Source organism: Mesorhizobium sp., assembly GCF_965229135.1.
GTDB lineage: Bacteria > Pseudomonadota > Alphaproteobacteria > Rhizobiales > Rhizobiaceae > Mesorhizobium.
On record NZ_OZ245860.1, the window covers coordinates 780486 to 803230 of the forward strand.

At 62.1% G+C, this 22745-nt stretch carries 23 protein-coding genes; 13 read left to right on the plus strand and 10 right to left on the minus strand.

Translation table 11 applies throughout. The annotated features are described in order from the left end of the window. Nucleotides 1-145: 145 nt before the first annotated feature. The gene (locus ACO07C_RS03735) at nucleotides 146-766 is read right to left on the minus strand and encodes a DUF922 domain-containing Zn-dependent protease (RefSeq protein WP_421912889.1); all 621 of its coding nucleotides are present in this window, start codon (nucleotides 764-766) and stop codon (nucleotides 146-148) included. 84 nt (nucleotides 767-850) lie between these two features. On the opposite strand from ACO07C_RS03735, the gene folP reads away from it, so the two are divergent. The 3 genes from folP to folK are packed head-to-tail and all read left to right on the plus strand — an operon-like array spanning nucleotide 851 to nucleotide 2569. After that, nucleotides 851-1702, plus strand: coding sequence for a dihydropteroate synthase (gene folP / locus ACO07C_RS03740; protein ID WP_421912890.1), 852 nt, complete (start codon nucleotides 851-853; stop codon nucleotides 1700-1702). 5 nt (nucleotides 1703-1707) lie between these two features. Further along, complete coding sequence (folB, locus tag ACO07C_RS03745) at nucleotides 1708-2067, plus strand: dihydroneopterin aldolase (protein ID WP_421912891.1); 360 nt, start codon at nucleotides 1708-1710, stop codon at nucleotides 2065-2067. After that, nucleotides 2051-2569, plus strand: a complete 519-nt coding sequence (gene folK, locus ACO07C_RS03750) for a 2-amino-4-hydroxy-6-hydroxymethyldihydropteridine diphosphokinase (RefSeq protein WP_421912892.1) — start codon at nucleotides 2051-2053, stop codon at nucleotides 2567-2569. The genes folB and folK overlap by 17 nt, the downstream gene beginning before the upstream one ends. Nucleotides 2570-2596: 27 nt before the next feature. Here the strand turns inward: folK and ACO07C_RS03755 are convergent, their stop codons facing one another. Both ACO07C_RS03755 and ACO07C_RS03760 read right to left on the minus strand, forming a co-directional pair. After that, nucleotides 2597-3142 carry a DUF924 family protein gene (locus ACO07C_RS03755; protein ID WP_421912893.1) on the minus strand — a complete coding sequence of 182 codons (546 nt, stop codon included), beginning with the start codon at nucleotides 3140-3142 and terminating at the stop codon, nucleotides 2597-2599. 2 nt (nucleotides 3143-3144) lie between these two features. Continuing rightward, nucleotides 3145-4992, minus strand: coding sequence for a monovalent cation:proton antiporter-2 (CPA2) family protein (locus ACO07C_RS03760; RefSeq protein WP_421912894.1), 1848 nt, complete (start codon nucleotides 4990-4992; stop codon nucleotides 3145-3147). Nucleotides 4993-5235: 243 nt separating this feature from the next. Here ACO07C_RS03760 and ACO07C_RS03765 point away from each other — a divergent pair, with 243 nt between their 5' ends. After that, nucleotides 5236-5502: a hypothetical protein gene (locus ACO07C_RS03765; protein WP_354458687.1), complete on the plus strand. Its 267-nt coding sequence runs from the start codon at nucleotides 5236-5238 to the stop codon at nucleotides 5500-5502. A gap of 69 nt (nucleotides 5503-5571) precedes the next feature. Here the strand turns inward: ACO07C_RS03765 and ACO07C_RS03770 are convergent, their stop codons facing one another. The 4 genes from ACO07C_RS03770 to ACO07C_RS03785 all read right to left on the minus strand — a co-directional run bounded on the left by ACO07C_RS03770 (nucleotide 5572) and on the right by ACO07C_RS03785 (nucleotide 9398). Next, on the minus strand, nucleotides 5572-6126 hold the full coding sequence (locus ACO07C_RS03770) for a hypothetical protein (RefSeq protein ID WP_421912895.1): 555 nt from the start codon (nucleotides 6124-6126) through the stop codon (nucleotides 5572-5574). Nucleotides 6127-6249: 123 nt separating this feature from the next. Beyond that, the gene (locus tag ACO07C_RS03775) at nucleotides 6250-7341 is read right to left on the minus strand and encodes a YcjF family protein (RefSeq protein ID WP_421912896.1); all 1092 of its coding nucleotides are present in this window, start codon (nucleotides 7339-7341) and stop codon (nucleotides 6250-6252) included. Continuing rightward, nucleotides 7338-8816, minus strand: a complete 1479-nt coding sequence (locus tag ACO07C_RS03780) for a YcjX family protein (RefSeq protein ID WP_421912897.1) — start codon at nucleotides 8814-8816, stop codon at nucleotides 7338-7340. Before ACO07C_RS03780 ends, ACO07C_RS03775 begins: the two co-directional genes overlap by 4 nt. A 78-nt stretch (nucleotides 8817-8894) precedes the next feature. Beyond that, a complete protein-coding gene (locus tag ACO07C_RS03785; protein ID WP_421912898.1) occupies nucleotides 8895-9398 on the minus strand; it encodes a SixA phosphatase family protein in 504 nt (167 codons plus the stop codon). Nucleotides 9399-9649: 251 nt separating this feature from the next. Between ACO07C_RS03785 and dksA the strand changes: the two genes are divergently transcribed. Next, nucleotides 9650-10066 carry an RNA polymerase-binding protein DksA gene (gene dksA / locus ACO07C_RS03790; RefSeq protein ID WP_006202025.1) on the plus strand — a complete coding sequence of 139 codons (417 nt, stop codon included), beginning with the start codon at nucleotides 9650-9652 and terminating at the stop codon, nucleotides 10064-10066. A gap of 145 nt (nucleotides 10067-10211) precedes the next feature. On the opposite strand, the gene ACO07C_RS03795 is transcribed toward dksA, so the two are convergent. Further along, nucleotides 10212-10988: a hypothetical protein gene (locus ACO07C_RS03795; protein WP_421912899.1), complete on the minus strand. Its 777-nt coding sequence runs from the start codon at nucleotides 10986-10988 to the stop codon at nucleotides 10212-10214. Nucleotides 10989-11210: 222 nt separating this feature from the next. On the opposite strand from ACO07C_RS03795, the gene cckA reads away from it, so the two are divergent. Further along, on the plus strand, nucleotides 11211-13784 hold the full coding sequence (cckA, locus tag ACO07C_RS03800; RefSeq protein ID WP_421912900.1) for a cell cycle histidine kinase CckA: 2574 nt from the start codon (nucleotides 11211-11213) through the stop codon (nucleotides 13782-13784). Nucleotides 13785-13793: 9 nt separating this feature from the next. Here cckA and ACO07C_RS03805 read toward each other — a convergent pair whose 3' ends face one another. Further along, nucleotides 13794-14096 (minus strand): ribbon-helix-helix domain-containing protein, encoded by a 303-nt coding sequence (locus ACO07C_RS03805; RefSeq protein ID WP_421917432.1) that lies wholly within the window; start codon nucleotides 14094-14096, stop codon nucleotides 13794-13796. A 237-nt stretch (nucleotides 14097-14333) separates the two neighbouring features. On the opposite strand from ACO07C_RS03805, the gene ACO07C_RS03810 reads away from it, so the two are divergent. From ACO07C_RS03810 to ACO07C_RS03820, 3 genes are all read left to right on the plus strand, one after another. Further along, nucleotides 14334-14729, plus strand: a complete 396-nt coding sequence (locus ACO07C_RS03810) for a VOC family protein (protein WP_421912901.1) — start codon at nucleotides 14334-14336, stop codon at nucleotides 14727-14729. A 74-nt stretch (nucleotides 14730-14803) separates the two neighbouring features. Beyond that, nucleotides 14804-15334, plus strand: a complete 531-nt coding sequence (locus ACO07C_RS03815; protein WP_421912902.1) for a gluconate 2-dehydrogenase subunit 3 family protein — start codon at nucleotides 14804-14806, stop codon at nucleotides 15332-15334. A 48-nt stretch (nucleotides 15335-15382) separates the two neighbouring features. Further along, nucleotides 15383-16954 carry a GMC family oxidoreductase gene (locus ACO07C_RS03820; protein WP_421912903.1) on the plus strand — a complete coding sequence of 524 codons (1572 nt, stop codon included), beginning with the start codon at nucleotides 15383-15385 and terminating at the stop codon, nucleotides 16952-16954. A gap of 61 nt (nucleotides 16955-17015) precedes the next feature. Here ACO07C_RS03820 and ACO07C_RS03825 read toward each other — a convergent pair whose 3' ends face one another. Then, nucleotides 17016-17411: a hypothetical protein gene (locus ACO07C_RS03825; protein ID WP_421912904.1), complete on the minus strand. Its 396-nt coding sequence runs from the start codon at nucleotides 17409-17411 to the stop codon at nucleotides 17016-17018. A 322-nt stretch (nucleotides 17412-17733) separates the two neighbouring features. On the opposite strand from ACO07C_RS03825, the gene urtA reads away from it, so the two are divergent. The 4 genes from urtA (at nucleotide 17734) to urtD (ending at nucleotide 22744) form a co-directional block, all read left to right on the plus strand. Next, on the plus strand, nucleotides 17734-19044 hold the full coding sequence (gene urtA, locus ACO07C_RS03830; protein WP_421912905.1) for an urea ABC transporter substrate-binding protein: 1311 nt from the start codon (nucleotides 17734-17736) through the stop codon (nucleotides 19042-19044). Nucleotides 19045-19148: 104 nt separating this feature from the next. Beyond that, entirely contained in the window at nucleotides 19149-20765 is a 1617-nt protein-coding gene (urtB, locus tag ACO07C_RS03835) for an urea ABC transporter permease subunit UrtB (protein ID WP_421912906.1), read from the plus strand. Further along, complete coding sequence (gene urtC, locus ACO07C_RS03840; RefSeq protein WP_421912907.1) at nucleotides 20762-21991, plus strand: urea ABC transporter permease subunit UrtC; 1230 nt, start codon at nucleotides 20762-20764, stop codon at nucleotides 21989-21991. The genes urtB and urtC overlap by 4 nt, the downstream gene beginning before the upstream one ends. Before the next feature lie 6 nt (nucleotides 21992-21997). Then, nucleotides 21998-22744, plus strand: a complete 747-nt coding sequence (urtD, locus tag ACO07C_RS03845) for an urea ABC transporter ATP-binding protein UrtD (RefSeq protein WP_421912908.1) — start codon at nucleotides 21998-22000, stop codon at nucleotides 22742-22744. The last annotated feature ends 1 nt before the right edge of the window (nucleotide 22745 follow it).

Below are 22745 nucleotides of genomic sequence, written 5' to 3' on the forward strand. Positions count from 1 at the left end.
GGGGTTTCGGATCCCGCCTCGCGGGATCGCCGGACTACCGACCGGCACGCGTTTCCTTCAACAGCGGCGCGGAAATAGCAGACGGCCCGTAAAGTGTCGAGCCAAGGGCGCCGCCAGTGCCTAAATCGTTACCGACTGGCACAAGTCAACCTGGCAACTGGCCGTTCTGCATACGCTCGAGGCGATAACGCATCAGCCGCACGATGCGGCTTTCAAAATTGACGCTTTCGACGCGGTCGCATTGCACCTGGGCCCGGTCATGCTCGGCCAGTATCGCGGCGGTGATTTCCGCGGCTTTCTCCCTGACGGCCTTGCAAGTCTTCCGCGGGTAGGTGGCCTTGAGCGCATCCTCGAGTTCGCGGCCGTGGTTCTTGGCGATCTCGACATGGCGTTCCTCATGGCGCTTGATGTCGGCCGATAAGGTGTCCCAGAACAGCTTCACATCCGGATCGGCCTTTCTCGGTTGACGCCACCGCGGCAGGATCACCTTGACCTTGACCGTCACCCTGGCGTCGACAATCCGGCAAGAGTCCGCTCTTTCCGCATACCTGGTACGGGTGGTGAACGACATCTGCGTGGCGCCGGGATGCCGAGTCCCGCCGCTGGTTTTCACCTCGGGACCATGCTCCGAAAGCTGTTTCTGAATCTCGTCGAGCGTGCTGCCACGGATGGCAAAGTAGCTGTAGGTCTTCACGAGTGTCGCCGCGTTCGCTGGAACCGCGGCAAGACCGAGCATAAACGCGCAGAGCAGGGGTCGTTTCATCATGTTGCCTCTTCGGTCACCTTGCTTTACGGCCGTTGCCGGCGCAACGGAATTGATCCTTGTTGGATCAGACATGGTTGATTGGCAATGATGACGAGGCGATGGCGGTTGGCGCATGGACGCCATCTCGACCTTGGTGACAAGGCCGTGGTTGTCGGCATCCTCAACGTCACGCCCGACAGTTTTTCCGATGGCGGCCTGTTCGATGTCCCGGATCAGGCGATGATCCAGGCGCGCCGCATGGCGGCGGAGGGCGCCTTGATCGTCGACATTGGCGGCGAATCGACAAGGCCCGGCGCGGAGCCGGTTTCCGCAAGCCAGGAGCAGGACCGCGTCCTGCCGATCATCGAGGCCTTGGCCCGCTCTGGCGACGTGCTGATTTCTGTCGACACTTACCGCGAGGAGACCGCCCGGCGCGCCGTCGCTGCCGGCGCGCACATCGTCAATGACGTGTGGGGCCTGCAGCGCGAGCCCGGTATCGCCAACGTCGCGGCCGAAACCGGTGCCGGCCTTATCATCATGCATACCGGGCGTGGCCGCCAGAAGCTCCCCGATGTCATCGACGATCAGTTGCTGTTCCTGCGGAAATCCCTGGAAATCGCGGCCAGCAGCGGCATCGGCGACGAGCAGATCGTGCTCGATGCCGGCTTTGGCTTCGCCAAGGAGACGGCGGAAGAAAATCTCGACCTGATGGCGCGATTCTCCGAGTTGCATGCGCTGGGCTTTCCGCTGATGGCCGGCACGTCGCGCAAGCGCTTCATCGGCGCGGTTACAGGTCGCGAGCCGACGGGCAGGGGAGCTGGCACCGTCGCGACAAGCGTCATTCTGAGGCTCAAGGGCGCGCATCTGTTTCGCGTCCACGATGTCGCAATCAACGTGGACGCGCTGGCCGTGGCGGATGCTATGCTGGCGCGTGAACCCAACCCGGCAGGACGCTGAGCACGATGTACGTCATCCGCATGAAGAACTGCGCCTTCTTTGCCCGCCATGGCGTGCTGGACGAGGAGGAGACGCTTGGCCAGCGCTTTTATGTCGATGCCGCGCTCACGGTCGAGCCCGGCCGGGCGCTCGTCGATGATTCCATCGAGGAGACCGTCAATTACGGCATTGCCTTCGCGGTGATCGAGAAGATCGTCACCGGCCACCGGCGCTTTCTCATCGAGGCCCTGGCGCTCGAAGTGGCAAAAGCTTTGACGGATCGCTTTCCGCAGATCAATAAAGCCGAGATCACGGTGCGCAAGCCGAATGCGCCGGTGCCCGGTGTGCTCGATTATGTCGAGGTGACCGTTGCCTGGCCACAGTAACACTGTCTATTTGAGCCTGGGCGGCAACCTTGGCAATCCCGAGCAATCAATGGGCGCTGCGTTGCGGATACTCGATGCCGACGACAACACACGCGTTGTCGCGGTTTCATCGCTCTATCGCACGCCGCCCTGGGGCAAGCTCGACCAACCCGATTTCCTGAATGCGGCCGCCGAGATATCCACCACGCTGGCGCCGCGCCCCCTGCTTGAGCTGTGCCTCGACGCCGAGCGCAGGCTGAAGCGAGTGCGCGAGGAGCGCTGGGGACCGCGACTGATCGACATCGATATCCTTGTGTATGGCGAGCGCATCATTCACGAGACAGGGCTGGAAGTGCCACATCCGCGCATGCTGGAGCGTGCCTTCGTCCTGGCGCCGCTGGCCGAGATCGCGCCCGGCCTTGCGGTTGGCGGCAAGAGCGTGGCGGAACGGCTCGACGCCGTTGCCGTTGACGCCGCCGGCATAGAGCGGCTGCCTACCGGCCGCGGCTGGTGGCAGGCCTAGGCGATACCGGCAAAGGCGTGAGAGCGTTCAGCCGGAGAAGCCGCCCCCATCGAGAAAGGCCTGTTCCTCCTGCGTGGTTTCGCGGCCGAGCATGCGGTTTCGGTGCGGAAAACGGCCGAACCGCTGGATGATGTCTCGATGCTGGACCGCATATTCGAGATAGTCCTTGGCCCTTTCGGTCATGAGCCTCATCGATTCAAGCTGGTCCGCCAACAGCTCGGAATGCTCATAAGGCAAATAGAGGAAGATGCGGATTTGCGCATCGAGCCTCATATCGTGGCCGGCAGCGACTGCCTTTCCAGCAAAATGCCGTGCCAGGGGATCGGTGGCGAACATGTGGGCCGTGCCGCGAAAGCAGTTCCTTGGAAACTGATCGAGCAGAATCATCAGCGCCAGCGAACCCTCGGGCGACTCGGACCAGGCGTCACACTCGCGGCGCGCGGCGGCGTAGTGCAGGTCGAGGAATTGTTCGCGAAGGGCCGCGTCGAAGGCGTCGTTCTTCTCGAACCAGGCGTCCGGCCCGGCGTCGCGCCAGAATTTGGTGACCGACAGGGCGTTGGCGTCCCGTTTCACGATCAGGGCCTTGTTTCGTTCGCAGGCGTGGATTTGTGCAGCACACCCGCGGTTTCTTCATTGAGGGCCTGACCAGGGCGCCGTGGTTGGGCAAGAGGTGTCGGGATCGGCGTGCCGATATTGCCTTTCAGGAAGCGCTGCCCGGCTCGGATGCCCTCGGCGAGTTGCAACTCGAAGCGGGCGGCATCCCGCCGCCGCACATCCTCGATCACATCAGCCACTTCCTCCGGATCGACGCCCAGCGCCTCGAGAGTGGAACCGCCGAACACAAGCGCCGATTCAAATGTTTCGCGAAGCTGGAAGTCCACGCCGGCACGAATGAGCTGCAATGCGGTCCCGCGGTCGAAAGCGCGCGCCAGAACGGTCAGCAGCGGGAACTCCGCCTTGATGAGTTCGGCGATGCGCACCGCGACATCGGCTTTGTCGACGCAGATGAGCACCGCGCGCGCCCGCCCAGCCCCAGCCGCATGGAGAATATCCAGCCGCGTGCCATCGCCGTAATAGACCTTGAAGCCGAAATCGGCCGCTGCCTGGATCATTTCGACGTCATTATCGATGATCGAGACATCGATGCCGCGCAGCAGCAGCGGTTGGCTGGCGATCTGTCCGAAGCGACCGAAGCCGATGATCAGAACGCTGCCGGTAAGCCCTTCGGCAACGTCGACACCTTCGAGAGACTGTTCATCGCGGGGAGTCAAATGGCGCAATGCGACGATCGCCAGCGGGGTCAACACCATGGAGATGATGACGATTGCCGTGAGCGTCGCGTTGGCCTGGCTGTCGATGATGCCGACGGCGGCGGCGGCCGAATAGAGAACGAAGGCAAATTCACCGCCTTGCGCCATGAAGACCGCACGTTCGAGGGCCTCCTTGTGGCTGGTTTTCAGCACGCGGGCGACGGCGTAGATGGCGATGGCCTTCATCACCATGTAGGCGACGACGTAGATGGCGATGAGCCGCCAGTTTTCGACGACCACATGCAGGTCGAGCGACATGCCGACCGCAAGGAAGAACAGGCCGAGCAGGATGCCCCGGAACGGCTCGATGTCGGCTTCGAGCTGATGACGGAAGGTCGATTCGGACAGGAGCACGCCGGCCAGGAAGGCGCCCATCGCCATGGACAGGCCGCTGAGCTGCATGACGAGCGCCGAACCCAGCACGACCAGAAGCGCCGCGGCCGTCATCACCTCGCGGGCGCGGGCATCCGCCAGGATACGGAAGAACGGATTGAGCAGATAGCGTCCGGCCACCACCAGTCCGACGATCGCGCCAAGACCAATACCGACTTCCGTCAGCCGTTCGGTCAGGCTTGTATCGGCGCCGCCCGGCGCCAGGAAGGCGATCAGTGCCAGCAGCGGCACGATTGCCAGGTCTTCGAGCAGAAGAATGGAGACAATGCGCTGTCCCTTGGGAGAAGAGAGCTCACCGCGCTCTTCCAGAATCTGCATGACGATGGCGGTCGACGTCAGCACGAAGCCGGCGCCCGCGACGAAGGACTGCGATATCGAGAAACCTCCCGCCAGCCCGACGCCGGTCAGCAAGAGGGCGCACATGCCGACCTGCAGCGCGCCGAGGCCAAAAATCTCACGGCGCAGGCCCCAGAGTCTCGACGGCTGCATTTCCAGCCCGATGATGAACAGGAACATGACGACGCCGAGTTCGGCGACATGAAGAATGGCCTGTGATTCGGAAAAGATGCCGATACCGAACGGGCCGATCACCACCCCGGCGGCGAGGTAACCGAGGATGGAACCGAGCCCAAGCCGTTTGAAGATGGGTACGGAGACAACGCCGGCAGCCAGCAACGCCACCACCTGGACGAGATCGCTGCCCGCTGCCTCTGCCGCCATGCCGGTCATTCCGTTCGTTCGAGGATAGCCGCGCATGCAGCCCTACAAGGTGGCAAAGATAGGGGCTTCGTTGGAAATCGAACAGTGCGAAATCCAGGCCCGGCAATATTGCAGACGCGTTACACAAGTTTACGCGGGGGTTGCGTTGCTTGTTGCCGCAATCGAGGGTTATGGACGCTCGGCTTTGGCCATTGAAGGGCGGACGACGATCAAGTCGCGGCCCTTTCTGAGGAGATGACTGACATGAAGAAGTTTTTGCTTGTTGCCGTTGGTGTTGCGGCACTCGCCGGTTCGGCCTGTTCGAAGGCGCCGGAGTGCACCACCGAAATGCTGACCAAGAAGGGGCAGGATCTGACCGCTGCACTGCAGGCCGCGATCACCAAGGATCCGTCCAAGGCGGCCGACCTCACGGCCAAGGTCCAGGCGGTGACAACCAAGTATCAGGGCGCCACGACGGCGGCCGAAGCCTGCAAGGCGTATGATGACATGATCGCGGCGGTCAAAGGCTGAGCTGGAAGCCTGACAATGCGAAAGCGGCGGCCAATGGCCGCCGCTTTTTTTGAACTCGACCGACTATATTCAGTTTGGCGTGATCGAGCCGACCTCGACCGTATCGACCCGCTTCAGGCTCATGCCGATGACGGGCACCAACTGTTCGTCGACGCGCACCGCGATCGTCACGGTCATCGAATTGTCGTCGGGAATGCGGGCTTGCATGACGCCGCGCAACTGATTGCGGTTGATGGTGAAGACGACCTTGCGCGCATCGACAACGTTACCGCCGATGATATCTAGGCCTGAGCCGGCGGCGCCGCCCATGAAACTGCCCTTGTAACCCTCGCGGCCCTTGTGTTCGATTGTTGCCGACATGGCCTGAGTGAACACGCCGACGCGGCAACCGCCATCGAGCGTCATGCCCAGCTTGCTGCCCGGCGTCGTGCCGGTAAACGTGCAGGTGAATTTCGTGCCCTTGTACTTGCCGGCGATGATTTCGCCCGGGCCGACCCATTTGCCTTCGGCCGTCTGGAAGAACTGCTTGTCGGGCTCCGCCGAGTAAGCCTTTTCGACCAGGCTGACCGTCGTGGCAGCAGCGATCGCCATCGGCAGAACGCTGGACAATAATACGCTTTTCATCGACGACACCCGGCAACAAAGAGGCTGTTTGGAACTCAGCTGACCATGAACAAGATTGGTTAATGCTTCGTCACTGGCGAGCCGTCATCTTGCATCCTCGAGGCCTTTGAACAGCAATGCCGCTCACTTGCCGGGGGTCGCTGTTTCGTTGTCTTTCTTCGTTGCAAAAGATGTCAATGCCGACAGGAAATCACCCAGGCCAGGCCGTCGGGAGGCGCTGAAGGGCAGGGGGCGTGCCGTTTCCATCGCCGCGATGCCGATGCGCGCCGTCATCATGCCGTTGACGACGCCCTCGCCGAGCTTTGCGGAGAGCCGCGCCGCCAGGCCATGGCCAACGATCTGCTGGACGAAACTGTCGCCGACGGCGATCGATCCGGTAACCGCCAGATGGGCAAGGACGCTTCGCGCCAGGCGGAAAAAGCCCAGCGTGCCTGGCCTTCCGCCGTAAAGTTCCGACAAACGTCGGATCAGCCGGCCTGCCTCGAACACGACATAGGCCACGTCGACGAGCGCGCGCGGGCTGACCGCCGTCACCAGCGAAACGCGCTTTGCAGCCTCGAGAATCATCACCTTGGCGCGGGCGTCGAGGGGGCCGAGGATTTCGGCCTCCGCCAGCCGCACCAGATTGCCGCCGTCGATGATTTCACCGCGCAGTTCCGCCAGAGAACGTCTACCGGCAGCGGTCTCTGGTTTGCCCGCGACAAAGGCTGACAATTCGTCGACGACGGATCGGGCGGCCTTTGGATCGTCGCGGGCGATGGCGTCGAGCGCCCTCTTCTGCAGCTTCTCGACCTCGGCGAGGCGGGCGATCGCCATGAACTCGCGGATGAGGATCACGACAAGCGCCAGTACGGCGATGGCGGCCATTCCGGCGGCCAGCCAGCCCAGCCATGCGGCGCGTTCGAACAGATCGCGAATCAACTGGTCGGTCCACAATCCCACGGCCAGCGAAACCAGCACGCCGAATGCACCGAAGAAGATGCTGGCGAGCAGCGAACGTTTTCTCGGTGCGACCGATGGCGGCGGCTCGGAGGCGATGATGTCCGGTTCGTCGAAAACATCGATCTCGGCTGGCACGACAACGGCGACATCGGTCCTGACGGACCGTGGCTTTCGCGTGACCTCGGCATGGGCGCGGCGGGGTTCCGGCGCTTCTTGCTTGGGCGCGTTTTCCGGCTCGATGCGGAATGCCGCCGGTTTGCGGGGCGCGGTCATGCCAGATGATCTCCGATCAGGAACTGCAGGGCGCGGTCGAGCCTGATGTGTGGCAACGACAGCGTTACGCCCTCGGCCGTGCGTTCGAGTTTGGGCGGGCGGAAGCGCACGAAGCGGATGGCGGGATCGTCGCTGTTCTGTCGATGATCAGGTTCGGAAACGTCGAACACCGCGTCGATCTTCTCCGGCAAGTCGCCGGGGAAAATGGCGGTTTCGGTGTTGCCGTCGAATGTCTCGCCATTGATCTTTTCGCCCTTGAGGGGCGTGCCGATGATGACCGGCAGCGTTTCACTGCCTTGCTTCACCGTACCTTCCCGCGTCGCGCGCACCGCGGCCATGGCCACCACATCGACATCGGCGCCGGTGAAGTTCGCCCGCGCCACGGCGCGGTCGGCAAGCCGCCGCACGATCGCCTGCAGGCGGTCGTGGCTTTCATGATGCAAATGGTCGGCCTTGGTCGCCGCGACCAGTATGCGGTCGATGCGCCGCGAAAACAGGTCCGTCAGGAAACTACCGCGCCCGGGCCGGAAACAGGAAAGGATTTCGGTGACGGCCCGCTCCAGGTCGGCCATGGCGCCCGGGCCGGCGTTCAGGGCCTGCATGGCGTCGATCAAGACGATCTGGCGGTCGAGGCGCGTAATATGCTCGCGGAAAAACGGTTTTACGACATGGGTCTTGTAGGCCTCGTAGCGCCGCTCCATCATGGCGTGCAGCGACCCGGGGCGGGCCCGCTTGTCGCCCAGGTCCTGAAGCGGGGCGAACGTCAGCGCGGGTGAGCCTTCCAGGTCGCCCGGCATCAGGAAGCGGCCAGGTGGCAAGGTCGAAAGCGCGCGCTCGTCGAGCTTGCATGCTTTCAAATAGGCAGCGAAACTTTCGGCAAGGCGCCGTGCGGTCATTTCGTTGGCATCCGCATTGGCGGCGACCTCGCCCGACAAGGCTCGCCACTCCTGTGACAGGTCGGCGCGCACCGGCAGCGCCGCCATCTCGAAGGCCTCGCGCGAGAAATCGGTGTAGGATTTTCCAAGCAGCGGAAGATCGAGCAGCCATTCACCGGGATAATCGACGATGTCGACCGACAGCTTGCCGGCCGAAAACATGCGGCTCCAGCCCGAGGCCGATTCATACTCGATAGTGAGCCGAAGTTCCGAAATGGCGCGCGTCGAATCCGGCCAGACGCGGTCGTTCACCAATGCCGCTATGTGATCCTCGTATTGAAACCGTGGCACGGCGTCGTCCGGTTGCTCCTCGAGAAAAGCGCGTGCGATGCGCCCGGACTTCTGCGCCTCGAATAGCGGCAGGCGTCCGCCATGGATCAGATTGTGCACCAGCGCCGAAATGAACACTGTCTTGCCGGCGCGTGACAGTCCTGTTACGCCAAGCCGCAACGACGGTGAGAACATCCCCGTCGCGCGGCCCGACAGTGTGTCGAGCGCAATTCTCGCCTCGTCGGTGAAGGTGGTCAGCGATGATGCCAAAATCTGCTCTCTCGGGCTTGGGCCGTGACCCCTTGATACGCTCCGATATAGGCAATGGAGTCCGGCTTTGAAATGGCATCAGGGATCGGCGGGCGTCAGGAATGCCTCGAGATAGCCCAAGCCCCGGGTCGCATCGGCAAGATTGCCGGGGAAACGGATCGCCGCGAGACCTGAGGTTGGAAAACCATGGTTCAGCATCGCCAAGGCCGCCTCGTCACCATTGCCCGAGACCGCCATGGCGAGGTCCTCCATCATCGGATTATGGCCGATGACGAGCAGGGAGCCTGGCCCGCCATTATCACGGATGATCGCCAGATAGCCGGCGGCATCCTCGCTGTAGAGCGTGTCCAGGAACAGGACCCGTCCGGTGTCCGCCTGCCCGGCCAGGCCCTCCAGGGTTTCGCGCGCCCGCCGTGCATTGGAACACAGGGTCACGTCCGGCACAAAGGAGCGGGCACGCATCGCGGCCCCCATCCTTTCGGCGTCGGCGAGGCCGGATGCGTCGAGCGGACGGTCGAAATCGCGGACGCCGGGGAGCGCCCATCCGGCCTTGGCGTGCCTCAACAGATAAAGTCTGCTCACCGAACCCCCGTTGGTCTTGAGCGGCGAAAGGCGCCGAAGTCGAAACAGGATTAGCCATCAGAAAGGCCTTGCGCACAATGGCGCTGTCCTTGGTACGTGAGGAATCATGCGTGAATTTGCTCTCACCGGCACTGTAAAAGGCCTGCGCGCCAGGCACTAACAATTGCGTGAGACCGGGGCCGATTGCGCTTGTGCAGGCGTCGGACGGCGAATATATAAGCGCGAAATTTGGGGCTGTTTGGGTGAGTCGAATGAACGACATCGTTACCGCCGATTACGTACCCTCCGAAGACGAGCCGTTCATGAACGAACGGCAGAAATCCTACTTTCGCCTGAAGCTCGTCACCTGGAAAAACGACATATTGCGCGAAGCGCGCGAAACTCTCGAAATCCTGCAGCAGGAAAACGCCAACCACCCCGACCTTGCCGACCGTGCCTCCTCGGAAACCGACCGTGCCATCGAGCTCCGTGCCCGCGACCGCCAGCGAAAGCTGATTTCAAAAATCGATTCCGCCTTGCAACGCATCGATGAAGGCACTTACGGCTATTGCGAGGAAACCGGCGAGCCGATCGCGCTGAAGCGCCTCGACGCCCGCCCGATCGCGACCCTGTCCATTGAAGCGCAGGAACGCCACGAGCGCCGCGAGAAAGTCTATCGCGACGACTAAGTCGGGATTTGCAGCGGCGCTGCATTGGCGACATTGATTTGAAATGGCCGGGTTCGCCCGGCCATTTTTGTATCTGTGAAGCCAGTTGTGCGGAGTGGCTCACGGCGGCAAGTTGCCGGCGTGCGATACTCCCGGTGACGGGCCTTTAGCTCCGTTTCTGGCTGGAGAGTTCGCCCAGCAGTTTCGTCATCTCGTCATCGAGAGACGGCGGCGCCTTTGGCGCTGTCTTGCCAGTGGGGGCGGCGTGCCGAGGTTGCTCAAGCGAAACTTCAAGTTCCTTCATCAGCGTGTCGTCGATTGAATCCTGTGTTGCCATCGGCGCCTGCCGGTTTGCATTCGCTCCATAGACGGGGAGCGGGCTCACCTTGGCCGGCTGGTGGTTCTGTGTGGGTTTCGGAGCGGGTGCCGGTGTTGGTGCTGGCGCCGATGCAGGTGCGGGTGTTGCGGGGCGAGGGCGCGCTGGTGCGGGCGGAGGAGCAGGGGCCACGTTGACTGGCTGCGCAGCCGGCGCCTGCCTTACCGGCGCGGGAGCGGGGGCTGGAGCCGGTTGAGGCGCGCGGGGCCTGGGCGCGGGAGGAGCCGGCTGGTGACCGCCATCTCCGGTCAGTGCCGGGCGGCGTGGCGCCGACAGCCTGATGTCACGTTCGACGACGACATCGGTAGGGCCGCCAATCAGCAGCAGATGTTCGATATCGTCGCGGCGCACCAGCACCAGCCGTCGATGGCTGTCGACAGCGGTGGCATCCATGACGGCCAGCCTCGTCTTGCGGTTCCTGCCGCCGGCGACAAAGGTTCCGAACGTCAGGTTGCGGACAAGCTTGATGATGAGGAGAACGATGACCAGCAGGACGAGCGCGGCAAACGTCCACAGAAGTGCCGCGGCATAGCCGGGACCCGCCACACTATCGAGCCATTGCAGCATTGGTTCCCCCTGAGCGGTCCTTGAAGTGACGCGACACTAGACCGTTGCGGCAGGCTACCGCAAGTTGCCTTTCACCTGTCGTGAACAGCTTGAAACATTGATCGCTGAACAACATCATTTTTATCGGACATTTGCGACCGAGGCCTTTTCCGGATTAGGAGAATATGATTCAACCCGTTAGGGGCAGGTGTCGGAACACCGGAATTCACGAGCAGGGGGCACATGGCCAAGGAAGCGCGCGGCGATTTCTATCCGGTACCTATCGTCGACCAGAATACGCGACCGGGAGCGGTCATTCGGCTCGTTGTCTTCATCGTCGTCCTGACCGGCGCGGCGATTGTCTTCGGTCTTTTTCGCGATCGCCTGGGCGACCCCTTCCTGCTCGGCATGCTGGGCGTTCTGGCGATGATCGGCGTTGGCTTCCTGTTCGCCACCGCGATCGGCTTCGTTCAGATCACGCCGCGCTCGACGGGTGACGAACTGTCGAAGGCGTTTGTGGATTCGATGTCGCAAGGGCTCCTCGTCACAGACACCAAAGGCCGCGTCATCTACGCCAACCGTGCCTATGCCGACATGACGGGGGCGTCATCCGCCACGGATCTGAAGACGGTCGAAGGGTTGCTCTCGGATGTGTCGGAGGCCTCGGTCACCATATACAGGCTTGCATCCGGGCTGCGCGACGGACAGCCCGGTGACGGCGAGTTTCGCCTGGCGCAGTCCATTCGACCAGGCGCCGAACCGGGCGCGCGCTGGTACCGGGCCCGCGCCCGTGCTTTCAGTGTTCCCGGGCAGCGGCTGCCGATGCTGGCCTGGCAACTTGCCGATATTTCGCAGGAACGCGCCGAGCAGGAGCGCTTCTTTCTCGACCTGCAACAGGCTATCGATCATCTCGACCATGCGCCCGCCGGCTTCTTTTCCGCCGACCAGGACGGTCGCGTCACCTACATCAACGCCACGCTGGCGGAGTGGCTGGGAATTGATCTCGCCAGTTTCACGCCGGGCGCGGTATCGCTTTCCGAGATCGTCGCCGGTGACGGCATGGCGCTGGTTCGTTCCGTCAAGGCCGACCCCGGCTCGACGCGCAACGCGGTCATCGATCTCGATCTGACGACGATGACCGGCGAGGCCCTGCCGGTGCGCTTCATGCACCGCGTTTCGGCGAGCCGCGAGGGGCTGAATGGCCCGACGCGGACGATCGTGCTCAATCGAACGCAAGGCGAGGACGCATCGGCCGACCTTCGTGCGTCGGAAGTTCGCTTCACGCGCTTCTTCAATTCGACGCCGATGGCCATCGCGGGCGTCGATCACAATGGCCGAATCCTGCGCACCAATGCGCCATTCCTGTCGCTGTTTTCCTCCGTCGTCGATCGCGATGCGGTCGATCGCCGCGTGCGGCTCGACACGGTGATTCATGAGCGCGACCGGCCGGCTTTCGCCGCGGCCTTCGAGAAGGCGCGGCAGCGGCAGGCCGACATCGAGCCGATCGACACGCTGCTGCCCGGCAATGACGAGAGGCATATACGCTTTTACGTCAATGCGGTCGCAGACGGTACAGGCGGCGAAGGAGCCGAGGAATCGGCAATCGTCTATGCGGTCGAGACCACCGAGCAGAAGGCGCTCGAAGGGCAGATGGCGCAGAGCCAGAAGATGCAGGCCGTTGGCCAGCTCGCGGGCGGCATCGCGCACGACTTCAACAATGTGCTGACCGCCATCATCATGGCGTCGGACCTGTTGTTGACCAACCACCGGCCGTCCGACCCGTCTTTCCCGGACATCATGAACATCAAGCAGAACGCCAACCGTGCGGCCTCGCTGGTCCGGCAGCTGCTCGCGTTTTCGCGCAAGCAGACGCTGCGGCCGGAGGTGCTGAACCTGACCGACGTGCTGGCGGATCTCCGGATGCTGCTGGCCCGGCTGGTCGGCAACGACATCAAGCTCAAGGTGGACCATGGTCGCGACCTGTGGCCGGTCAAGGTCGATATCGGCCAGTTCGAGCAGGTGGTGGTCAACCTGGCCGTCAATGCGCGCGACGCAATGCCGGCTGGCGGCGATCTGACGGTGCGCACGCGCAATGTGACCGCCGAGGAGTGCAAGACCTTCTCATACCGCGAGCTCACGCCTGCCGACTATGTCGTGGTGGAGGTCGAGGACACCGGAAGCGGAATCGCGCCGGATGTGCTCAAGAAGATTTTCGAACCCTTTTTCACCACCAAGGAAGTTGGCAAGGGCACGGGACTGGGCCTTTCCATGGTCTATGGAATCATCAAGCAGACCGGCGGTTTCATTTTCTGCGATTCCGAGGTCGGAAAGGGGTCGACGTTCCGCATCTTCCTGCCGCGCCACATCGCTGAGGTGAAGAAGGCTGGCGAGCCCGGGGAGGCGCCGGTTGCGCCCGTGAAGATCCCGGACGCCGGCAAGGATCTGTCGGGATCGGCCACCGTGCTGCTGGTCGAGGACGAGGACGCGGTGCGCATGGGCGGCGTGCGGGCACTGACATCACGCGGGTATACCGTGCACGAGGCGTCGTCGGGCGTGGAAGCGCTTGAGGTTTTCGAGGCGCTTGGCGGCAAGGTCGACATCGTGGTGTCCGACGTGGTGATGCCGGAAATGGATGGGCCGACCCTGCTCGGGGAACTGCGCAAACGGCAGCCGGATATCAAGTTCGTCTTCGTATCCGGCTATGCGGAGGACGCATTCGCCCGGAACCTGCCGGCCGACGCGCATTTCGGCTTCCTGCCCAAACCGTTCTCGCTCAAGCAACTGGCAACGATCGTCAAGGACGTTCTCGAATCGTAGGGCCGCCGATCAGGCGGCTTCCCGCTTCGGCGTCAACTCGTCCATCTCCGGCCGGTGGCCGCGCAGATAGAGAGCACAAGTCGTGCGCAGCATGGAGGCGAAGTTTGGAATTGCGCCGTTGATCTCGATTGCTTCATCGTAGAGCTTCGAGATGAATTTCGGCGTCGTCAGGCCCTGGCTCTCGGCGATTTCATCGAGCAATGCCCAAAAAGTCGCTTCGAGCTGTATGCTCGTCGAATGTCCGTCAATTCGGATCGAACGGTTGATCTGGCGATAGCCTTCGGGGTCTTGGCCCGCAAAAACCCTGCACATCCGAAAACCTCCCATTATCGATTGTTGCTCTTGGGTGGACAGGTCGCGGATGCCGTTGGCGTCGTGCATCCTGTCCCCGCCGCCATCTTCCGGCAAAAATGCCCTTAGGGCAATCGGACTTTCGTCCTCTATCGGCCCTCAGGGCCGATCACGGTTTTGGGCGTGGTAACCGGCTGCCACCACCTTTTGCCCGCGCCGCTCATAATCGCTTCGAAGCATACAGCGACGGAGACTGATTTGGCGAAGGTTATCCACAGCATGATCCGGGTTCTCGATGAGAGCCGCTCCGTCGGTTTCTACCAAAACGCGTTCGGGCTCGATGTGGCCGAGAGGCTGGATTTCGAGACCTTCACCCTTGTCTATCTCAGCAATACGGCATCCGATTTCGAGGTCGAGTTGACGGTCAACAAAGGCCGGACAGAGCCTTATGCGCTTGGCGATGGCTACGGCCACCTTGCCGTTTCCGTTGCCGATCTCGACGGCGAGCACGACCGGCTTGGCGCGCTCGGCCTCAGTCCCAAGAAAATCGTCGAGTTCAACCGCGACGGCGCATTCATCGCCCGCTTTTTCTTCATCGAGGATCCCGACGGCTACAAGATCGAGGTCCTGGAGCGTCGCGGCAGGTTCAAATAGGAGGCGGGCCGCGCCAGGAGGCGCGGCGCCAGCAACGGCACCTCAAGGTGCGAATAGCAAGCAGGGAGGAAAATATGGTCACGATCTATGACAGGAAGCCTGGGCTTTCCCGTCGGGAGCTTTTGAAACGTGGTGGTGTCGGGGCATTGCTGGTCATCTCCGGCAGCGCGGTCATCAGCCCGGAGCATGCCTGGGGTCTCGAGACGTCGACGCTCAAGCCCGAAACGATGGCGACGCTGATCCAGATGGCGCGCGACATCTATCCGCACGATCAGGTCCCCGACAAACATTACGCAATCGCCGTCAAGGGTCATGACGAACAGGCCGGCAAGGATGCCGCCTACAAGACCATGATTGAAAACGGCATTGCCGACCTCGACACGAAGGCCGGGCCCGGTGGCTATCGCAACCTCGGCTGGGAAGACCAGCGCGTCGCCGTGCTCAAGCAGGTCGAGGCGACGCCGTTCTTCCAGGCCATTCGCGGCGGTCTCGTCGTCGGCCTCTACAACCAGAAGGAGGTCTGGCCGATCTTCGGCTACGAGGGCGAGTCCTATTCCAAGGGCGGCTACATATCGCGCGGGTTCAGTGACATCGAGTGGCTCTGAGCCCCTTCGTCTCGGCAACCCATAAACAGGACATCATGGGAGGAAACCATGGCAGCACCATTTGATCTCAAGAACGATGGCGTGGTCGTCATTATCGGTTCGGGCGCCGGCGGCGGCACGCTCGGCAATGAGCTCGCCCAGAAGGGCATAGATGTCGTGATCCTGGAGGCGGGCGCCCGCCACGAGTTCGAGGATTTCATCAATGACGAGTGGGATTCGTTCGCCCAACTCGCCTGGAAGGACAAGCGCACAACGTCGGGCGACTGGCGGGTGGCGAAGGATTTTCCCAACCTGCCGGCCTGGATCGTCAAATCGGTGGGCGGCTCGACCACCCATTGGGCAGGGGCGTCGCTGCGCATCCAGGAGCACGAATTCAAGACGCTCTCGACCTACGGCAAGGTGGAGGGAGCAAGCCTGCTTGACTGGCCGATCACGCTTGCGGATCTCGAGCCTTACTATGCCAAGGCCGAGGACAAGATGGGCGTGACGCGCACCAACAATATTCCAGGCTTGCCGGGCAACAACAACTTCAAGGTCCTGAAGGCCGGCGCCGACAAGCTTGGCTACAAGGAATGCCACACCGGCCGTATGGCGATCAATTCGGAGCCCCGCGACGACCGCAATTCCTGCCAGCAGACCGGCTTCTGTTTCCAGGGCTGCAAATGGGGCGCGAAGTGGTCGACGCTCTACACCGAGATTCCCAAGGGCGAGGCGACCGGACATCTCGAGGTCCGCCCGAACGCCATGGGAATCAAGATCAACCATGACGCGTCCGGCAAGGTAACCGGCGTCGTCTACGCCGACAAGGACGGCAAGCTGCAGGAGCAGAAAGCGCGCATCGTCGCTGTCGCCGGAAATTCCATCGAAAGCCCGCGGCTGCTGCTCAACTCGGCATCGGCAAGGTTTCCCGATGGTCTTGCCAATTCGTCGGGGCAGGTGGGCAAGAACTACATGCGCCACACCACCGGCTCGGTCTACGCCATCTTCGACAAGCCGGTGCACATGTATCGCGGAACCACCATGGCCGGCATCATCCGCGACGAGGCGCGTCACGATCCATCACGCGGCTTTGTCGGCGGCTATGAGTTCGAAACGCTTTCTCTCGGCCTGCCATTCATGGCGGCCTTCCTCGATCCGGGCGCCTGGGGCCGATCTTTCACGACGGCGCTTGATCACTACGACCACATGGCCGGCCTGTGGATTGTCGGCGAGGACATGCCGCGCGCCGAAAACCGCATCACGCTGCATGCCGACATGAAGGATGAACACGGCATGCCCATCGCCGATGTGCACTTCGACGACCATCCCAACGACACGGCGATGCGCAACCACGCCTACAAGCAGGGTTCGGCACTTTACGCGGCGGTTGGCGCGACGCGCACGTTTCCAACGCCGCCCTATCCGTCGACCCATAATCTCGGCACCAACCGGATGAGCGAGAAGGCGGAGGACGGCGTCGTCAACAAGCACGGCCAGGCGCACGACATCAAGAACCTGTTCGTGTCGGATGGCAGCCAGTTCACCACGGGTGCCGCTGAAAACCCAACCCTGACGATCGTTTCGCTGGCAATCCGCCAGGCCGACTACATCGCCGGGCAAATGTCGGCCAAGACCATCTGAAGCAGGCCTCCCGAGTGACTGAGGCGCGGAACCCCATGGGTTCCGCGCTTTCTTTTTTGGCTCAGCGCCTGGTGCAGGTCGACGCGGTAAAGGCACCGTCGGACTGCTTCATGATGATGTCGAAGGATGGGGCGCTTGTGCCATCCAGCGTTGCCTGGGTAAGCGAGATCGAGTTGCCGCCGCTTGTGTAGCCGCCGAGTGGACCCAGCCAGCTGATCACGCCGTTTGCATCCATCTGGTAGTTGTAGCCCTGCTGGGGAGGACCGAACGTCACAGGTCCGCTGTAGACGCTGCCCTTGATGGTGATGTCGCCGAGATTCAGGAACAGTCCCAGAAGATAGACCTCGCAGTGATAGACGCCGTCCGGCAGCTTGCCATCCGTGAAGTCGGCTCGCGCGCTGGTGGTCGTCGTGAGCAGAAGCAATATGCCGAAAATGCGTGAAATGATGGATGCCATGACGTTGCTCGCTTGAGACCTGAGCTTGCCCTATTTTTTGGCGGCGCCGCAATGATTGATGTCAGCGGCCACGTAAAGTGCGCCTGCCAAGGTCAAAGTTTGGGCACTTTTCCAGTTTGTGCGAAAATTAGGCATAAGCGTTGTGCGTTGCGTAAAATTCTCTCAATCTGATTCTAACCCGTCTCATTTAATGCGGGCAATCTAATATATCTAAATAATTGATATATATATGGTATTTTTGATGCCTCGAGATCACTCAACCGGTTGGCATGGCGGTTGCATGGCCCATCGCGGTGCAACAACATGGTTGGAGTGTACGAATATGAGGGGCAGTTTTTCGACGATAACAAGAATGATCTCAGCAAGTGTGGTCGCGGCGGGACTTTTGACGGCCGTTCCGGCGAAGGCGGCTGACGACACGATCAAGGTCGGTATTCTCCATTCCCTGTCGGGTACAATGGCGATTTCCGAGACGACGCTGAAGGACGCGATGCTGATGCTCATCGAGCAGCAGAACGCCAAGGGCGGCCTGCTCGGCAAGAAGCTGGAGGCTGTCGTCGTCGATCCGGCATCCAACTGGCCGCTGTTCGCCGAAAAGGCGCGCGAGCTCATTTCCAAGGACAAGGTGGCGGTGGTGTTCGGCTGCTGGACATCGGTGTCGCGCAAATCGGTTCTGCCGGTGTTCTCGGAACTCGACAACATCCTGTTCTATCCTGTCCAGTATGAGGGCGAGGAAAGCGAGCGCAACGTGTTCTACACCGGGGCGGCTCCGAACCAGCAGGCCATCCCCGCCGTCGACTATCTGATGAGCAAGGACGGCGGCTCGGTGAAGCGTTGGGTGCTGGAAGGCACCGACTATGTCTATCCGCGCACCACCAACAAGATCCTCGAAGCCTATCTGAAGTCGAAGGGGGTTGCCGCCGAAGACATCATGACCAACTACACGCCGTTCGGCTTCTCCGACTGGCAGACCGAAGTTTCGGCGATCAAGAAGTTCGGTTCCGCCGGCAAGAAGACCGCCGTCGTCTCGACTGTCAACGGTGATGCCAACGTGCCGTTCTACAAGGAACTCGGCAACCAGGGCATCAAGGCCGAGGACATCCCGGTGATGGCATTCTCCGTTGGCGAGGAAGAGCTTGCCGGGCTCGACACCAAGCCGCTGGTCGGCCATCTCGCCGCCTGGAACTATTTCGAGAGCGTCAACACGCCCGAGAACAAGAAGTTCATTGCCGACTGGCACAAGTTCATCAAGAACAACAAGCGCACCACCAACGACCCGATGGAAGCCCACTATATCGGCTTCAACATGTGGGTGAAGGCGGTTGAAAAGGCCGGCACCACTGATCCGGACAAGGTCATCGATGCCATGATCGGCGTTGCGGTGCCTAACCTGACCGGCGGTTACGCGACGATGATGCCGAACCACCACATCACCAAGCCGGTGCTGATCGGTGAAATCCAGGCCAACGGCCAGTTCCAGACGGTCTCGAAGACGCCGGGCCTGGTGATGGGCGACGAATGGTCAGACTATCTGCCCGATTCCAAGGACCTGATTTCCGATTGGCGCGCGCCGCTCAGCTGCGGCAACTTCAACGTCAAAACCGGCAAGTGCGGCGGCAAGGGCACGAACTGATCCTCCCCGGACTGGCCCTTCGGGTCCTGTCCACGACCGCGCGCGTCCGGACGGTGGATTCACTGTCCGGACGCTCACTTAACCTTCAAGGGTCAACAAAACCGATGAAGATTATCCACGCGATGGGACTGACGCTGTTGCTCCTGCTGACGACGCTGTCGTCTTCGGGCGCCGCGGAAGCCGATTTGCGTGCCATCATCGGCAAATTCGCAACGGCGGCGGACTTTTCCGAGACAGGAGCTGTCGTCCAAGAGTTGACGGCCACGGGCGATCCGGCTGTCGAACGGCCGCTTGCTGCATTGGCGGAAGGCAATCTTTACATTCGTACGGCCGACTCGATGGTGTTTGTCGGTAAGGAAGGCGACGAGAACGTCCAGCTTTTCGATCCGCTCAGCGGCGAGGCGGCAGGCGAGGCTTCAGCGGACGACTTAACCCAGATCAGCGTCAACAACACCTTGCGCCGTACCATCCGCGATGCATTGGGCACGTTGACGCTTGGCTCCAAGGATCCGACTGTCCGCATCGCCGCCGCCGACACCATGTTCAAGACACCGGACGCCGCCAATATCGGGCCGCTCGACGCAGCGATCGCCAGTGAAAGCGTGGCGAGCGTCAAGGCTTTGCTGGAGCAGGCGCGTGCCGCCTCCGTGCTGGTTTCAGACAAGCCAGACCCAGACAAGCTCGCCGCGATTGCCTTGATCGGTACGCGTGGCGACCGCGGCGCGGTGTCGCTCCTCACCTCCGTCGAGGCCAACGCCTCTGGAGCAGTCAAGGAAGCGGCGACGGCCGCGATCGCGCACATCAATTCGACGCTGGCTTTCTGGGATGCCGGACAGAACATCTGGTACGGCATTTCGCTGGGCTCGGTGTTGCTGCTGGCGGCGATCGGGCTTGCCATCACCTTCGGTGTCATGGGCGTCATCAACATGGCGCATGGCGAGATGGTGATGCTCGGCGCCTACACGACCTTCGTCGTCCAGCAGGTGATCCGCACGTCCTATCCCGGCCTATTCGATTGGTCGCTGGTCATCGCGCTGCCGCTCGCCTTCCTGGTCGCGGCGCTGGTTGGTCTTGTCATCGAGCGTGGCGTCATCCGCTTCCTCTACGGGCGGCCGCTCGAAACGCTGCTGGCGACCTGGGGCGTATCATTGATCCTGCAGCAGGCGGTGCGCTCCATCTTTGGCCCCAGCAATCGCGAGGTCGGCAATCCGTCGTGGATGTCGGGCTCCTTCGATGTCGGACAGCTTGCCATCACATGGAACCGGCTTTGGATCCTGGTGTTCGCGCTCGTGGTGTTCGGCGTGCTGCTCTACGTGATGAAACGCACCCCCTGGGGCCTGCAGATGCGCGCCGTCACCGCAAACCGGCGCATGGCGGCGTCGATGGGCATCAGGACGCCATGGGTGGATGCGCTGACCTTCGCGCTCGGCTCCGGCATCGCCGGCATAGCCGGCGTCGCGCTCAGCCAGATCGACAATGTCTCGCCCAATCTCGGCCAGAGCTACATCATCGACAGTTTCATGGTCGTGGTCTTCGGTGGCGTCGGCAATCTCTGGGGCACATTCGTCGGCGCCTTCTCGCTCGGTATCCTCAACAAGTTCCTCGAGCCATACGCCGGCGCCGTGCTTGGCAAGATCGTCGTGCTGGTGCTGATCATCCTGTTCATCCAGAAGCGCCCGCGCGGCATGTTCGCGCTCAAGGGCAGGGCGGTGGAAGCATGATCACCAGCCGCTTCTTCGGCGCGGACCGCCGCATTGCCATCACCATCTTTCTGCTGCTGGCGGCGGCCATCATCGTGCCGGTCCTCAATCTGGCGGTGTCGCCGGCAAGCGCCTTCTATGTGCCGTCCTACATCGTGGCGCTGACCGGCAAGTATCTGTGCTATGCGCTGCTCGCCCTGGCGCTGGATCTCGTCTGGGGGTATTGCGGCATCCTTTCGCTCGGCCACGGCGCTTTCTTCGCGCTCGGCGGCTACGCGATGGGCATGTATCTGATGCGCCAGATCGGCTCGCGCGGCGTTTACGGCAATCCGGTGCTGCCTGATTTCATGGTCTTCCTGAACTACAAGCAACTGCCGTGGTTCTGGTACGGGTTCGACCATTTCTGGTTCGCCGCGATCATGGTGCTGGCCGTGCCCGGCCTGCTCGCCTTCGTCTTTGGCTGGTTCGCCTTCCGAAGCCGCGTCACCGGCGTCTACCTGTCCATCATCACCCAAGCGATGACCTATGCGCTGCTGCTTGCCTTCTTCCGCAACGACATGGGTTTCGGCGGCAATAACGGCCTCACCGATTTCAAGGATATCCTCGGCTTCAACGTGCAGGCGGATGCCACCCGCTCGGCGCTGTTTGCGGCAAGCGCCCTGGCGCTCGCACTTGCGGTCCTTGCCACCTGGGCCATCATCAGTTCCAAATACGGCAAGCTGCTGATGGCGGTGCGCGACGCCGAAAGCCGCACGCGGTTCCTTGGCTGGCGGGCGGAGAACGTCAAGCTGTTCGCCTTCACCGTGTCGGCCGTGATGGCAGGCATTGCCGGAGCGCTCTACGTGCCACAGGTCGGCATCATCAACCCTGGCGAGTTCGCGCCGTCCAACTCGATCGAGATCGTCATCTGGGCCGCCGTCGGCGGACGCGGCACCATCGTCGGACCGATCGTCGGCGCCCTGCTGGTCAATGCCGGCAAATCCTGGTTCACCGGGGTGCTGCCAGAATTCTGGCTGTTCGCGCTTGGAGGCCTGTTCGTCGCCGTCACCTTGCTCTTGCCGAAGGGCATCATCGGCATGTGGGATAGCTGGCGCGGCAATGCGAGGGCGTTGCGTGCCGCCTCGGTCGCTGAAGAGGAAGGCACCGAGGTTGAAACCGTGTCCGCGACATCGAAGCCTGCCCTCTCGCCAGCGAGAAACCCAGGCGAATGGTCCTGGTCCGACCCTGAACCGCAGGCGGCGGAGTAGGTGACCATGAGCAAGTCGAACACCATTCTCTATCTCGACGGAGTCTCTGTATCCTTCGACGGGTTCCGTGCCATCAACAGCCTGTCGCTGGTGCTCGACAGGGGCGAGATGCGCGCCATCATCGGACCCAATGGCGCCGGCAAGACGACGATGATGGACATCGTCACCGGCAAGACGCGCCCTGACGAGGGCGAGGTGTTCTTCGATGGCCAGGTCGACCTGACCAAGCACGATGAGGCCGAGATCGCCATGATGGGCATCGGCCGAAAGTTCCAGAAGCCGACCGTCTTCGAAAACCACACGATCGAGGAGAATCTTTTACTGGCATTGAAGGGGCCGCGCTCGATTTTTCCCGCGCTGTTCCACCGCCGCACAGTGACAGAGGCGCGGCAGATCGACGACATTCTCGGCATCATCCGGCTTGGCGACAAACGCCACGAGATGGCCGCCAATCTGAGCCACGGCCAGAAGCAATGGCTGGAGATCGGCATGCTGCTGGCGCAGGACCCGAAGCTGCTGCTGGTCGACGAGCCGGTCGCCGGCATGACCGATGCCGAGACCGAGGAGACCGCGCGGCTGCTCAAGGACATCGCGCGCGACCATTCGGTCATCGTGGTCGAGCACGACATGCATTTCGTGCGCGAATTGGGGGTGAAAGTCACCTGCCTGCATGAGGGTTCCGTGCTCTCCGAAGGCTCGCTCGATTTCGTTTCAGCCGACGAGCGTGTCGTCGAAGTCTATCTGGGGAGATGAG

Excerpts from the sequence above, each read along its gene's own strand:
- ACO07C_RS03775 (WP_421912896.1), bottom strand. The coding sequence starts at position 7,341 with ATGACCGCGCCCCGCAAACCGGCGGCATTCCGCATCGAGCCGGAAAAC.
- folP (WP_421912890.1), top strand. The coding sequence starts at position 851 with ATGATGACGAGGCGATGGCGGTTGGCGCATGGACGCCATCTCGACCTT.
- ACO07C_RS03815 (WP_421912902.1), top strand. The coding sequence starts at position 14,804 with ATGGTCACGATCTATGACAGGAAGCCTGGGCTTTCCCGTCGGGAGCTT.
- ACO07C_RS03825 (WP_421912904.1), bottom strand. The coding sequence starts at position 17,411 with ATGGCATCCATCATTTCACGCATTTTCGGCATATTGCTTCTGCTCACG.
- ACO07C_RS03795 (WP_421912899.1), bottom strand. The coding sequence starts at position 10,988 with ATGCTGCAATGGCTCGATAGTGTGGCGGGTCCCGGCTATGCCGCGGCA.
- dksA (WP_006202025.1), top strand. The coding sequence starts at position 9,650 with ATGAACGACATCGTTACCGCCGATTACGTACCCTCCGAAGACGAGCCG.
- ACO07C_RS03765 (WP_354458687.1), top strand. The coding sequence starts at position 5,236 with ATGAAGAAGTTTTTGCTTGTTGCCGTTGGTGTTGCGGCACTCGCCGGT.
- ACO07C_RS03760 (WP_421912894.1), bottom strand. The coding sequence starts at position 4,992 with ATGGCGGCAGAGGCAGCGGGCAGCGATCTCGTCCAGGTGGTGGCGTTG.
- cckA (WP_421912900.1), top strand. The coding sequence starts at position 11,211 with ATGGCCAAGGAAGCGCGCGGCGATTTCTATCCGGTACCTATCGTCGAC.
- ACO07C_RS03805 (WP_421917432.1), bottom strand. The coding sequence starts at position 14,096 with ATGTGCAGGGTTTTTGCGGGCCAAGACCCCGAAGGCTATCGCCAGATC.
- urtA (WP_421912905.1), top strand. The coding sequence starts at position 17,734 with ATGAGGGGCAGTTTTTCGACGATAACAAGAATGATCTCAGCAAGTGTG.
- folB (WP_421912891.1), top strand. The coding sequence starts at position 1,708 with ATGTACGTCATCCGCATGAAGAACTGCGCCTTCTTTGCCCGCCATGGC.
- ACO07C_RS03735 (WP_421912889.1), bottom strand. The coding sequence starts at position 766 with ATGATGAAACGACCCCTGCTCTGCGCGTTTATGCTCGGTCTTGCCGCG.
- ACO07C_RS03820 (WP_421912903.1), top strand. The coding sequence starts at position 15,383 with ATGGCAGCACCATTTGATCTCAAGAACGATGGCGTGGTCGTCATTATC.
- urtB (WP_421912906.1), top strand. The coding sequence starts at position 19,149 with ATGAAGATTATCCACGCGATGGGACTGACGCTGTTGCTCCTGCTGACG.
- ACO07C_RS03770 (WP_421912895.1), bottom strand. The coding sequence starts at position 6,126 with ATGAAAAGCGTATTATTGTCCAGCGTTCTGCCGATGGCGATCGCTGCT.
- urtC (WP_421912907.1), top strand. The coding sequence starts at position 20,762 with ATGATCACCAGCCGCTTCTTCGGCGCGGACCGCCGCATTGCCATCACC.
- urtD (WP_421912908.1), top strand. The coding sequence starts at position 21,998 with ATGAGCAAGTCGAACACCATTCTCTATCTCGACGGAGTCTCTGTATCC.